Below are 12,807 nucleotides of genomic sequence, written 5' to 3'. Positions count from 1 at the left end.
ACAGTTTACTCTTCTTGTATGTGGCTTCGTTAGAGACAATCAAGATATTCGATGCCACAAAAACCGACAGACGTTTGTTTTGTGCGTGTCGATCCTCGCTGTCTATTCTCACTTGTCGTCGCTTACCGTGGTCGGTCGTCGTGTGACTGGATGTTCGGTCGTTGTGTGACCGGATGTTGATGTGCGTGGAGCCGGTTGTCCCGATCGATGGTTCGGTCGGGTCTCGGATCGCTCCTCCGGCAGCGACGCTCGCTGGCGTTTCGGCTGGCGACCGCACCGGGGATCATCCTCCACGAGCTTGCCCACCGACTCGCCTGCTTGGTGGTGGGTGTGCCGGTACAGTCGGTCGCGTATTTTCGACTGACGGGCACGCCCGGCTACGTGAAACACGCGACACCGAGTCGCTGGTCGACGACCGCGGTGATCGCGCTCGCGCCGCTGGCGGGCAACGTCACGATTGCGGCGGTGCTGTTGGAATACTCGCTTGCGACCTACACCGGAACCGGGATCGGTGCGGTCGCTGTCGGCGGCGTGTTGTGGTGGGTCGCTGCCGCCGCCCTCATCCACAGCCTCCCGAGTTCAACCGATCTCGGAACGATGTGGGCCGCCACCACCGCGCGGTGGTATCGGCTTCCGCTGGCGGTCGTCGTCGGCCCGCTGTACGCGCTCCGCCGGCTGGCCGGCGTCGTTGGCACCTACCGACTCACCGTCCCGCTGTCACTCGTTGCTCTCGGCGGGCTGCTCGTCCTCCATGAGATCCCGCCGACCGCCTTCCTCGACTGTGTTCTCGCCGGTCAGTGGGGCTGTTGGGACGGTTCTCCGCAACTGGGGGCGGTGCTCTCGACGGTATTCCTCGCTCTCATCGATCGCCTTCGAGCGATGCTTCTGCTGGTGTTCGCCTAACAGCGGTACTACCGGATCGCAGTCGTCGATCTGTGTGGCCCACGCCCGCCTTCAACCGCCGAGCAGCCCCTCAAGCACCGGGCCGGCGGTTCGACGCAGGTTCTCGTTGACGGGCAGGCTGTCGATGAGCCCATCGAGCAGCGACCCGCCACCGCTTCCGCCGAGCTGCGACAGCAAAAACAGCACCCCGATCGGGACGGCGATCGTGGCGATCAGTGCCACCAGCAGCGTTATCGCCCCGCCGCCGAGGTTCAGCCGCTCGAAAACCATATACAGCGTCACGCTGACGAGAAGCACCACTGTCGCCGCCACCACCGTCGCCCCGATCAACAACACGACCGAGCCGGTGTCGCTGCCGCCGACATTGGTGAACGCCAACAGCCCGAATGCGGCAAGCACCACGACCCACAGCCCGACGCCGACGATGGTGAGCCACCGGCTCGATCCGTAGCCGGGGACTTGCTCCGGTGGGGTGGTATCGGGTGGTGACCGCGACCGTGCCATGGCTTTTTTGAGGGGTGACATCGCCAAAAGCGTTGCTGCCCCATCGGAACCGGGCCATCTCGCTGTCGATCCCGGATGCAGTCGGCTCCTTTCACAAGTATTAGGCGGCCACTCGGCGTACGGAGACGCATGAACGATCTCTTCCGGAAGGCGGTTCGCGGCGAGCCGGTCGACCGCCCGCCGGTCTGGATGATGCGCCAAGCCGGCCGGTATCTGCCGGAGTACCGCGAGATCCGGGAGTCACACTCGTTTCGGGAGGCGATCTCGACGCCGGAGGTCGCCACGGAGATCTCCTTGCAGCCCTACGAGCGGTTCCAACCCGACGGGGTCGTCATGTACTCCGATATTCTCACCGTTCTCGAACCGCTGGGATTTAGCTACCATATCGAATCCGGTGTCGGTCCGGTGATCGAAAACCCCGTGTCGTCGCCGGCTGATACCGACCGCGAGATCGGCGACGTACGGGAACAGCTCTGGTATGTCGGCGAGCTCATCGAGCGACTGACCGCGACCCTCGGCGACGAGGCGGCCGTGTTGGGCTTCGCCGGCGGCCCGTTCACGCTGGCGGCCTACGCCTGTGAGGGCAGCACCTCCCGGTCGTTCATGGCCGTCCGGCGGCTCCGGGCGGAGACCCCGGCGGCCTTCGAGCGACTGCTCGATGTTTTTACCGAGGTGTTGATCGAATACTGTCAGTACCAGGAGGACGCCGGTGCCGACGTGATTCAGCTGTTCGACACCTACGCCGGCCTGCTGTCACCGACCGACTACGCCGAGTATATCGTCCCCCGCCATCAGCGCATCCTCGATGCGGTCGACGTGCCAACCATCATCTTCGTTCGGAATATGAGCGGCAAGCTCGACCTCCTGGCCGACAGCGGCGCGGACGTGGTCTCGCTGGACTGGACGGTCGATATCGACACCGCCCGCCAGCAGCTCGGCGATGTGGCGATCCAGGGGAATCTCGATCCCGCGTTGCTCTACGGCGATCCCGACACCGTCCGCGAACGAACCCGCGAGGTGATCGACACCGCCGGCGACACCGGTCACATCCTCAATCTCGGCCACGGCGTCGACCGCAACACCCCGGTCGAAAACGTCGCGGCCTTTTTCGAGACCGCAAAAGAGACGCGTTAGGCGTCCTGTGGCGGCAGCTCGGCGTTGAAACAGTACGTCCCCGGCTCGTCGCGGCACTGACACTGCCGGAGCTGGTAGTACGACGGCGCAAAGTGTGAGAGGAACGGCTCGGCGATATCCGCCAGCAGCTCCGGGAACCGTCGGTCGTCGTGGGGAACGGGCACCCGGTAGAGCTCAAGGCCAACCTCGGCGGCGTCCTCCGCGAGGTCGACATCGAGTTCGACCAGCGTCTCGCTTTGCTCGTGCATGAAGCTCATCGGCTCGACGACCACGCGCTCGAAGTCCTCGCCGAGCCCTTCGACGACCTCCTCCGTTTCGGGGGCCGTCCACTCGATGCCGCGGTTGGCGTGGTTCTGGTAGCCGATCTCGTAGTCGTCGATGCCGACGATCCCGGCGACGGCGTCGGCGTGTTCCTCGACGTACTCGTCGTATCGGAACCCCTCGTCGAGATACTTCATCGGCGTGCCGTGTGCCGAGAAGACGAACGCCGTGTCGGGATCGTTCGGATCGAGATCGTGCTCCTCAAGGAACGAGCCGATCGACTCCGCGCGGATCCGGTTGTACGTCGGGGCCCGATGCCAGCCGGTGACCGCGCTGAACGCGGGATCGTAGTCGTCGAGTTCGTCGATAGCCTCCTCCAGGGAATCGATCGACGAGACGGTCGTCGAGGGGCCACACAGCGGGTAGATCGGTAGCGCGATGACCTCGTCGATGCCGTCATCGGCCAGCGTTGCGGGGATGTCGTCGATCAGCGGCTCCATGAACTGCATCGCGTGGTAGATCTCGACATCGTGGCCGCGATCGGCCAGCGTCGACTCCAGGGCGTCAGCTTGGTCGCCCGCTTGGCCTTGCAGCGGCGAGCCGCCGATCTCCTCGTACTCCTCCATCAGGCCGGGAAGCCGTCGCTGGGCGAGCTCGCGGGATCGCTCCCAAGCCTCCTCTTCTGACTCTGCGTCCTCCAGGGAGGCGTTGTCGTAGAAGATCCGCGTGAGGTATTCGAGGACGGTTTCTCGGTCGGGGTCGGCCGGCTCACCAAAGTTCAACAGGACGATCGCAGTTGCCATATGAGCGGTTGGGGCGGCGGCGGTAAAGCAACTTTGCATGTGACGATTGTACTAGCGTCGTCGTCGGATTGTGTGCGATCGAAGAGCCCAGTGAGCCGATCGCAAGCCGACTGCCCTCAGAGAGCAACTCCGTCTGCTCGCCGATCGAAGACCGCCAGTAGTGGCTCTGGGGTAGCCACTCGTGGGAGGCGGATTGTTTGGTCGTCCAAGAGCGTGACCACAATCGTGTACGTGTCGAAGACGGTATCCAGTCGATCCTGCTCCACCCTGAGGACTGTTTCATCCCACGGCTCGATCCGCCACAGCGCGTGGCCAAACAGTCGATCGACGGCGACGATTGCGTCACCGTCGGTTCGGTATTCGACGGCCCCATATCGGAGCCAGTAGTCGACTGACGACAACAAAACCGGAACCGCGACGCCAAGGATCGCCATGGCAGCGACGATGCTCCACGCCTGGCCCAGCGCGAACAGACCAGCCACAAGCCAGAGCATTCCCCCGATTTTCATCGCCGCTGACTGCTGGGGGAGCGTTAGTATGCCGCCAAGCAGACGGCCACGCCACTCAGGCCGGATAGAGGTCGGCTCCCCCGTGAGTGTCGTGTCAACGGATGTCTCAGTCGGTGGCTCATACGCCCACCCAAAGCTGATATCAGTTGATTCATCGAAGGCTGTCAGTTTGTCCCGATAGACTCCGGCGATATCGAAGCTGAATTTCACAAGTACAATCCCGATCAACACTGGTGTGCCAACCAACGCGGGACTGAGCCCCGAGATCGGTACGTCAGTAGCGATCGAATCGCTCCCGACGGCGATCGCCATGACCGTAAACAGTCCACCAACAAACAGTAGTGCCCCACGCATGAACGGGCCCCGGATCGCTGTTTGGGCTGAATGTTCCCTGTACTCGCCACGATACAGATATCCGACTGCCACTTGGCTCCCTTCGGTACACAGAATTCCGAACGATGCTACCGTGATCATTTCAAGCGTCGAACTGTCCAGCGTCTCAGCCCCGACGACACCGACTGTTACGGCCCCAACCACGAACCAGAGAGCTGTCAGCACCGGGATCGCAATGAGAACCACGGGGAGTGATGACAGGTGGACAGCGAGGGCTGTTCGTGGGATCGATAGCGACGCGCGCCGGTTGGTTACTGCACCGATGATGAGTCCCTCCTCGTTGAACTCCGAGCGACGGCCAGCGAACAGTGCTCGAATGACAGCAAAAACAAAGATCACCGCGAGTTCCACCCAGTAGAGCACAACAAGCGCGCTGATATCCCAGCCGAGGAGCCCAACGCCGGTCAACGGGATGGCGTTCGCTACGACCACCGCAAAAAGCTCTTGTCGATGATCGGCAAGCCCCCGTGCGGAAACACCGCTGAACTCCATCGGAACACACTCCATGTGCGATCCAATTAAACGCCATCAAAACGGAACGAATGAGTGTTTCAAGATACCTGGTGGCTGCCATCGCGCCGAACGAACTCATGACGCTGTTCACCGTCGTCAACTAATACTGACGGCATCCAGTAGCATCTTCAGACTCTGAAGTTCGGTTTGCATACTTATGCTCCATCTCATGGTACCCAACGGTGATGGTAACTCACAACAACAGATTGGTTCTTGGCGTCGGTATCGCCACTCTGCTACTCCTCACAGCAGGGTGTATGGGTCTTGCAACCGGTGATCCTGATCCAGAAACAATCGCCACGGAGATCGAAAATAGACACGAGCATATCGACTCGATCGAGGGTGTGAAAATCTCCGAAACGGAATCGAACGGCGAAACAGTCCGAACCAAAACTAAGATGATCCAAATCCCTGGTACAGTCTCGAAGCAAGTCATCACCGAATCCGAGAACGATCAGTTTGGAGCCGAAGGGGTCGCTACACTCACGCGAGACGGTGTCACGCGAACCTATGATCCTGAGGACAATACGGTCACCAGGTATGATCTCGGTTCTGACCGACCCAGCGGCATTACCGGGGGTGCCGTGGATGCCGATCAGATCGAACAGATCCTCAACGACAGCGATGTTTCCTACGAGGGAACCGATACGGTTGCTGATCGGGATGTTCATGTGATAACACTCGATCGCACCGCAAACCAGCCAACCTCAACCGTCACCGCCTACGTCGATCAGGAGTTTTGGTACCCGCTCCGCACCGAAATGACGTTCGAATCACCCGACGGTGAGGAGACAACGGTCGTTTCGTACTTCGAGACCGTCGAGTTCAACGGCAACGTGAGTGCTGATGAGGTGACGCTGGATGTTCCTGCAGATGCGACCGTTGAGGAGTTTGATGGGCCCGACACACAGCAGTTCGATTCGGCGGCGGCGCTCAGAGAGGCTGCCCCGTTCGACATCGGTGCTCCCGAACTCGGCGACGAATATCGCTTTGAGCGCGGCAACGAGATGATCATGAACGGAACAGCAAGCTACACGCTAACATACACATCGTCGGATACTACCATCCGCCATACCGTTAGCAATCAAAGCGATTACGAGCTGGATGGTGAATCGGTTGATCTGAACGGCACGGCAGGATATCTCCAGGAGTACGGAGAGTCAACGACCGTGCTGTGGGAGGAAGATGACTACCGCCACACAATCGGTGGGAACGCCAACCGAGAGACAATCGTCACTGCCGCAACCACGCTGGCCAACGACGACTCCTAGTGAAACGGTCTTTCTGAGAGTCCCACGGTAATGTCTCTTTTTCAAACAAAGAGGGTGGACGGCACTCGAAACTAGTTATCCCGTGTAGGGACGTCGCCGAGAGCTCCGAGCCCATCGATATGGGTGGCTGTAAAAAACACAGCACCATCGACCAGTGCAGGTGATGATGTCACGTGGTGGTGGAACCCCGGATCGAACGCATAATACCAGCGCGTCGCTCCCGTTTTCCGATCAAACGCACTGATCGTCTTCTTCTGAGGGGCGAATTCGGGGTTATCGACCGGGACAACAACCGTTTCGGTTCCAACACAGAGCCCCACCGGGTAGGATACTGACTCCGCTCGGTGCCATCGTTCCCTTCCGGTTTCGCTGTCGACTGCGAGGATGCCGGACGCGCTGTTGGCAAACACGGTTCGGTCGGCGACCGCAACCGTTGTCGGACTCCCAACCGACTCCCGCTCAAACGAGTAGAGTTCCCGCTGCCGAGCACCGGTTTCCCTATCGTGGACGACGAGCGTTCGGTCGTCGGAGAGGAACACACCCTCCGCGGTGACGACCGGTGCGGCTGACTCGGGTACCGACGAAAGGTCACGCTGCCAACGGTTCGAGCCATCGTTCACTGCAAGGCAGACGAGAGATGGCGTTTCATCGACGTAGCCGACGGCGAACAGACCCCCACCGTGGATCGCAGGCGCATGGACGGGTCGGAGTCTGTCGGTTTCCCAGCGGAGCTTCCCTGCTGTCGCGCTGAACGCCGCAATGCTGTTGTCTGAAACAACAAATACCGTTCCGGTGGCGTCATCGGCGACGAGGTGTTCGAACCCGTTTGTTGATTTCGACCAGATTCGGTCGCCTGTTGTGGCATCGAGCGCGACAAGCTCTGTGTCGTACGCAATGAGGCAGTGACCGTCAACGACGGCAGTCGCATTTGCTCCACTGGCGTTGAGCGTCGTTCGCCACTGTTCGGTGCCATCCTGTCCATCAAGTGCGATCACGCTTCCATCATGGCTGGGATCGAAGTTCGTTATGTAGACGATCCCGTCGGCAACCACGGGCTGAAAGCGTGTGAACGCCTCAGATGTCCATGCGAGATTTCCTTTGGATGGAGCAGAAACGCCCGGTGTGAACGTGTTTGCTCCGTTCGCTCCGTACTGTGTCCACGCCCCTGTGGGGGCGTTCGGCAGGGGTCGATCCGAGTCCACGGATGGGAGTATCGACAGACAGCCCGAGAGCGCACCCGCGCCGACAACCGCTGTCGACAGCACTGCGCGCCTGTTTATCCGAGAGCTCATACGATAGTGAAATACCGGAGACTAGCAATCGTCAGACGTGACACTACAAGCACGAGTCTCATCGCTCGTGGGGAGACCTTTTTCGGAACTCTGAACGCCCAGCTCATACCGATCAACATCCGCTTTTGTTTTTATATCTCTTCGTCGGGTTTCAGACTCAGAGAACCCACTCACCGTTGATTTCTGTATCGATCGCGTGTCTATTCACAGCCTGTGTCAGTCCTTCGCGTGTCGTGGTGAAACAAACCGGCAACTCGGAAGCAACCCGGCTTCAACATCTTACTCCCGGTCGGCGATCTCGCTGGCGATCCGTTTCGCGCTCCGAATCCGCCCAGGGATCCCGGGCCGACCGACGAAGTTCGCACAGAACCGCAACCCAGCGGGCGGCTGGAGGTCGTCCATCGCTGTCCACGAACCGTCGTAGGCCGGCATCCCCGGCTGCCACGTGTGAACGCCGATCGGGGTCGCCGCCGCACCGGTCAGCTCCTCGAAGGCGTCGGCGGCCAGCTCGCCGACTTCCTCGTCGGTTCGGCTCGGCAGCTCCGGATCGCTGTTCGGGTCGACATAGCAGGTGAACAGCCGTTCTCGATCCAGAAAGCTCGCGTTCCAGGTCGTGCCGCTGATCGGCAGTTCGCCGTCCGGCGGCACCAACGCGCCGATCCCCTCGCGGTCGAAGCCGGAGTCGAGAAACACCATCGTGATCTGGTTGTACCGGAACCGATCCAGCGTTGCCGCGAGGTCGTTGTCGAGTGGTTCGACCAATTTCGCGCTCGTCGGTGCTGGCGTCGTCACCACTACCTCGTCGACGATCTCGCTGCCGGCCTCGGTGACGATCTCGTAGCTGCCATCGCCGTCGCCGTCGGCGGTATCGCCATCGCCGTCGCTGTCGACGCTGGTGTCATCGTCGCTATCGACGCCACCGTCGTGGGCCCTGATTTCGACTGCAGCGGTGTCGAGCTTGATGGCGTCGCTGTGGGCTTCGTAGAGCGCGTCGGTCAGTGTCCCCAGCCCATCGTCGAACGTACAGATCGGTGGGGTCTCTCGGCCGTCAACGACGCGTTTGGCGACCCACCACAGCAGACTGCGGCCAACGCCCGCGTTGTCGAGGGCGCGTCCCAGCGAGTATTCGTGCAGCATCTCTCGGGGGTCGGTGCCGTACAAGCCGCTGTACAGCGGGCCCATATACCGCCGGGCGGCCTGCCGCCCAAACCGCCGGACAAGAAACGCGTCGACCGTCTCACCCGACTTGGCGGGGGCGGTCACCGGCTCGGCGAGAATCCGGAGCTTGCCCAGCGGGCTCAACAGACTCGTCGTCACCGCCTCCCGAACCGACAGCGGCGCGACTCGGAGAGCGTCATCATGATAGATGTACAGCGGCTGGTCGTCGTCGCCGATGCGAAGCCCCTCGCGGAGCCCGAGGTCGTCGACCAGTGATTCGATACTTGGGGTGAGCCGGAGCCGCTGAGGGCCGAGTTCGACGACCCGGCCGTCCATCCGCTGGCTGCGAACGATCCCGCCGGGCTCGGGGCGTGATTCGACGGCGACAACGTCGACCCCGCGGTCGACAAGCGCGTCGACGAGCGTGAGCCCCGAGATGCCAGCCCCGACGACGCCGACCCGCATCTCAGCTCCCTCGTGGTCGGCGTCGGTCGGCGGTTTGGCCACCGCGGTCGAGCTGTGTCCACGGCTGTCGATTCATTGTAGAAATGCTAGCCGCGCTCGGCGAATAACCCTTCCGCGTTGGCGCGATCACGCCCCTTCGATCTTGGCTTTGAGATTCGCCAGCGTCGACTGCAGCTCGCCCTGATTGTACCGCCGAACGAACGGCTCGATGACCTTGGCGATCACCTGTCCGGGGATCGTGTACTCGGCGGTGTAGGTGACCCAACTACCGTCGTCGGTGGCCTCGATATCGAAGGTCAGCTCCCCCGAGAGCCCACCCTCCATCTCGAAGCGATGGCAGGTCGGCGGCTCGTGGACGGTCTGGACGAGATGGCCCTCAACCTCGACGGCGACCATCCGGTAGGTAAAATCGAGCTCCTTACCGCCGTTGTCCAGCGGTTCGATGTTGGAGATCCCGGTGATCGATGGTGTGATCGTCCGGTGGTTGGCCGGCTCATCGAGATACTCGAAGACCGTCTCTGGGGATGCGTCGATCGCGATCCCGTCGCTTACCGCTACCATAGCAGCCCTACAACGAGGCGTCCCTTAGTGATTCGGTGCGTGTGTCGCCGTCGGCCGGTCGTTTTTGTCCCTCCCGGCTGTAGTCGTCGGTGGTGACCGCCACGACCGTCCACCAGCCGACCCACCGGGAAGCCCTCTGGGAGCTTGAGGACGCCTTCGAGCGCGGCGACCTCATTACAATCTTTGGCCGCTGTACCGTCGAGTACGACGGCCGGGCGGCCTCCTCGCTCGACCCCGGGCGTCGGCTGCTGATCCTCAAACCCGACGGCACGGCGTTGGTGCATACCGACGAGAATCAAAAACCGGTCAACTGGCAGCCGCCGGGGTCGGAACACCACGCCGCGGTTCGGGACGGTCGACTCCGGGTTCGCAGCGTCCGCTCTTCGCCCGACGAAACGCTGGACGTCCGCTTCGAGACGGTCGAACAGCTGTCGGCGATGGCGGTCAGCGGCCGCCGCGACCTATCCGTTACTGGCAGCGAGGCCGACCTGCGGAACGCCCTGCTCGATCGCCCCGCGCTCATCGAACCCGGATTCGAGCCGCTGGCGACCGAGCGGCCGACCGATGCCGGCCCGATCGACCTCTTCGGCCGCGACAGCGACGGCCGGCCCGTCGTCGTCGAACTCAAACGTCGTCGGGTCGGGCCGAGCGCGGCAAGCCAACTCCAGCGATACGTTGCGGCCATCGAGCGTGAAGAAGGCGATGCCGCCGCGGTGCGGGGGATTCTCGTCGCGCCATCGGTGACCGACCGGGCTCGGCGACTCCTTGCGGAACACGGGTTGGAGTTCGTTGCTGTCGAGCCGCCGTCGGATGGTTCTGTTGCTGTTTCGACCGCCACTGACAACGATGCCGATGTTGTTGATGACGACACCGACGACGACACGGCCGCGTCGTCGACCGCAGAGTCGGCGGGCGAGGGGTCAAACTGACGAATTTGGCTGTGTCAACGCCTCACAGGCGTTCCCTGCGGGCTGTATTCGAAGGCTTTATTCGGGCCAGCGGCGTTCGCCACGACAAGTAACCATGGGAGAGAAACCAGCCTCGATGTACAGGGAGATCGACAAACCCTCGTACACACGACGCGAGTACATCACCGGTATTCCGGGTTCAAAGATCGCTCAACACGACATGGGCGACCTGCAGGCCGACCCTGACGACTACCCGGTCAAGATCACCCTCGAAACTGAGGAAGAAGTCCAGCTTCGCCACGGTTCGCTTGAGTCCTCGCGGCTCTCGGCGAACCGCCACCTGCTGAAGGAGCTCGGCGAGGGCAACTACAAGATGCAGCTCCGGAAGTTCCCCCACCAGGTCATCCGGGAGAACAAACAGGCAACCGGCGCGGGTGCCGACCGTGTCTCCGACGGGATGCGACAGTCCTTCGGGAAGATCGTCGGCACGGCTGCCCGCATGGGTGCCGACGAGCCGATCTTTACGGCCTACTGTACGGCCGAGCAGGCTCCCGTGGTCAAGGAAGCCTTCCGACGCGCGTACAACAAGATCTCGCCGCCGTGCCGCATCAACGTTGAGCGCGGCGAGGAACTGCTGGTCTCCTAACCGGATCGACACCCCTTTTCGCTGTTCTCACCTAACGAGGGTATGCTCCGGCTGGCGGTGACAACCAACGCCGAGACGTTCGCCCGCGTGCGTGAGCCGCTGGCCGACCGCGGGATCGCTGTCGACCATCTCCAAGCGAAAGAGCGAGCGATCCAGCTTACTGACCCCGACGCTCAGCCTGACTTCGATGTCGGCCTCGTTTATCCCGGCCGGCTCATGGAGGGCGCGGCGGTCACCGCCGGGCTCGACATTCCGTGGGTCAACGGCCGCGAGGCGGTGCTCACCTCCCGCAACAAAAGCGGCGTGCTCGCCGCTCTCGACGCTGCCGGCATCGACGTTCCCCGTTCGGTCATGCTCTCGAACCCGGTCGACGACTCGGTCGTCGTCGACGCTGTTGCCGACCTCTCGTTTCCGGTTGTCGTCAAGCCGAACTCCGCGACCCGCGGCGTCGGCGTCGCCAAAGCCGGTGATCTCGACTCGCTGCTCGGCGTCGTCGACTACCTCGATTTAGTCCACGATTTCCGCGCCACGGGCGACAAATCCTACATCGTCCAGGAGTTTCTCCCTGATGCCCGCGACTACCGGGTGATGGTCGTCGACGGCGACTGTGTCGGCGGCGTCGAGCGTCGCCTCCCCGACGGCCTCGCTGACGGCCGCTGGAAACACAATGTCCATCGCGGCGCGGAAGCGACCGGCGTCGATCTTCCTGAGTCACACCGCCGCCTCGCCGAGCGGGTGGCTGCCGAACTCGATATCCCGTATCTCGGTGTCGACCTGCTGGAAACGGATGACCGGCTCGTCGTCAACGAAACAAATGCCCGACCAACCGTCGATACGGCCGAGAAATACGATGACGGCTTCTACGACCGACTGGCCGATCTGATCTACGAGACAGCACCCAGCGAGTAACTATTCCACGTCGATGGCGGCCGACTCCGCCTCTCGATCGAAGGTGACGTGGAGGACGCCGTTGTTGAACGTCGCCTCCGCGGAGTGTTCGTCGACCGTCGCCGGCAGGCGGACGCGGTCGTCGTACTCCTGTGTGGCGGTCTGGGCTCGGATCGTGAGCGTCGTCCCATCACACTGGAGGGTGAGATCGCTTTTTTCGACACCCGGGAGATCCGCGACGAGTCGGACGACATCGTCGTCCTCGTAGACGTCGATGTGGGCGTCGCCCCCCGAGGCCTCGGGGCCGTTCATCTCGCCCATCATCCGCTCGATCTCATCGAAGATATCGCCGAACGGGTCGTCGCGGTCGTCACGATTCATACGACGTATTTCGGGCGTCTCCATCAAAAACGTTCTGTCCACGTCGGCGTCCAGCAGCCACCCACTCTTACGACCGTGGCGGACACGATCTCATGACCATGGCTGCAATCTCGGTTTGACGCTCCCGAACGCTTATGATTCGTGTTTCGCAACCCGATATCTGTATGCCCGCTATCCATCAACGCCATGTCGGAAGCTTGCGTGTTGGGGTGTCTCT

13 protein-coding genes are annotated in these 12,807 nt (G+C 62.1%); 6 read left to right on the top strand and 7 right to left on the bottom strand.

What is annotated here, in order from left to right; genetic code table 11:
* Positions 1–207 precede the first annotated feature (207 nt).
* The gene (locus EWF95_RS05465) at positions 208–903 is read left to right on the top strand and encodes a metalloprotease family protein (RefSeq protein WP_142443020.1); all 696 of its coding nucleotides are present in this window, start codon (positions 208–210) and stop codon (positions 901–903) included.
* A 51-nt stretch (positions 904–954) separates the two neighbouring features.
* Here the strand turns inward: EWF95_RS05465 and EWF95_RS05460 are convergent, their stop codons facing one another.
* On the bottom strand, positions 955–1,407 hold the full coding sequence (locus EWF95_RS05460) for a hypothetical protein (RefSeq protein ID WP_142443019.1): 453 nt from the start codon (positions 1,405–1,407) through the stop codon (positions 955–957).
* A gap of 129 nt (positions 1,408–1,536) precedes the next feature.
* Here EWF95_RS05460 and hemE point away from each other — a divergent pair, with 129 nt between their 5' ends.
* On the top strand, positions 1,537–2,541 hold the full coding sequence (gene hemE, locus EWF95_RS05455) for a uroporphyrinogen decarboxylase (protein ID WP_142443018.1): 1,005 nt from the start codon (positions 1,537–1,539) through the stop codon (positions 2,539–2,541).
* Here the strand turns inward: hemE and hemH are convergent.
* The gene (gene hemH, locus EWF95_RS05450) at positions 2,538–3,605 is read right to left on the bottom strand and encodes a ferrochelatase (protein ID WP_142443017.1); all 1,068 of its coding nucleotides are present in this window, start codon (positions 3,603–3,605) and stop codon (positions 2,538–2,540) included. The genes hemE and hemH overlap by 4 nt on opposite strands.
* Positions 3,606–3,721: 116 nt before the next feature.
* The gene (locus EWF95_RS05445) at positions 3,722–4,999 is read right to left on the bottom strand and encodes a DUF6498-containing protein (RefSeq protein WP_142443016.1); all 1,278 of its coding nucleotides are present in this window, start codon (positions 4,997–4,999) and stop codon (positions 3,722–3,724) included.
* Positions 5,000–5,277: 278 nt separating this feature from the next.
* On the opposite strand from EWF95_RS05445, the gene EWF95_RS05440 reads away from it, so the two are divergent.
* A complete protein-coding gene (locus tag EWF95_RS05440; protein ID WP_142443015.1) occupies positions 5,278–6,291 on the top strand; it encodes a LolA family protein in 1,014 nt (337 codons plus the stop codon).
* A 71-nt stretch (positions 6,292–6,362) separates the two neighbouring features.
* On the opposite strand, the gene EWF95_RS05435 is transcribed toward EWF95_RS05440, so the two are convergent.
* The 3 genes from EWF95_RS05435 to EWF95_RS05425 form a co-directional block, all read right to left on the bottom strand.
* Entirely contained in the window at positions 6,363–7,583 is a 1,221-nt protein-coding gene (locus tag EWF95_RS05435; RefSeq protein ID WP_185911702.1) for an outer membrane protein assembly factor BamB family protein, read from the bottom strand.
* 279 nt (positions 7,584–7,862) lie between these two features.
* Positions 7,863–9,206 carry a protoporphyrinogen oxidase gene (gene hemG, locus EWF95_RS05430; RefSeq protein WP_142443166.1) on the bottom strand — a complete coding sequence of 448 codons (1,344 nt, stop codon included), beginning with the start codon at positions 9,204–9,206 and terminating at the stop codon, positions 7,863–7,865.
* Positions 9,207–9,332: 126 nt separating this feature from the next.
* The gene (locus EWF95_RS05425; RefSeq protein WP_142443014.1) at positions 9,333–9,767 is read right to left on the bottom strand and encodes an SRPBCC family protein; all 435 of its coding nucleotides are present in this window, start codon (positions 9,765–9,767) and stop codon (positions 9,333–9,335) included.
* Positions 9,768–9,859: 92 nt separating this feature from the next.
* Here EWF95_RS05425 and nucS point away from each other — a divergent pair, with 92 nt between their 5' ends.
* From nucS to EWF95_RS05410, 3 genes are all read left to right on the top strand, one after another.
* The gene (nucS, locus tag EWF95_RS05420; protein ID WP_142443013.1) at positions 9,860–10,696 is read left to right on the top strand and encodes an endonuclease NucS; all 837 of its coding nucleotides are present in this window, start codon (positions 9,860–9,862) and stop codon (positions 10,694–10,696) included.
* A gap of 94 nt (positions 10,697–10,790) precedes the next feature.
* Positions 10,791–11,321, top strand: coding sequence for a 50S ribosomal protein L16 (locus EWF95_RS05415; RefSeq protein ID WP_142443012.1), 531 nt, complete (start codon positions 10,791–10,793; stop codon positions 11,319–11,321).
* A 42-nt stretch (positions 11,322–11,363) separates the two neighbouring features.
* Positions 11,364–12,230, top strand: coding sequence for an ATP-grasp domain-containing protein (locus EWF95_RS05410; RefSeq protein ID WP_142443011.1), 867 nt, complete (start codon positions 11,364–11,366; stop codon positions 12,228–12,230).
* On the opposite strand, the gene EWF95_RS05405 is transcribed toward EWF95_RS05410, so the two are convergent.
* Complete coding sequence (locus EWF95_RS05405; RefSeq protein ID WP_142443010.1) at positions 12,231–12,590, bottom strand: Hsp20/alpha crystallin family protein; 360 nt, start codon at positions 12,588–12,590, stop codon at positions 12,231–12,233. It lies immediately after the preceding gene.
* Positions 12,591–12,807 lie beyond the last annotated feature (217 nt).

This window comes from Halonotius roseus (genome assembly GCF_006861655.1).
GTDB lineage: Archaea > Halobacteriota > Halobacteria > Halobacteriales > Haloferacaceae > Halonotius > Halonotius roseus.
This window is presented reverse-complemented; position numbering and strand designations above follow the sequence as displayed.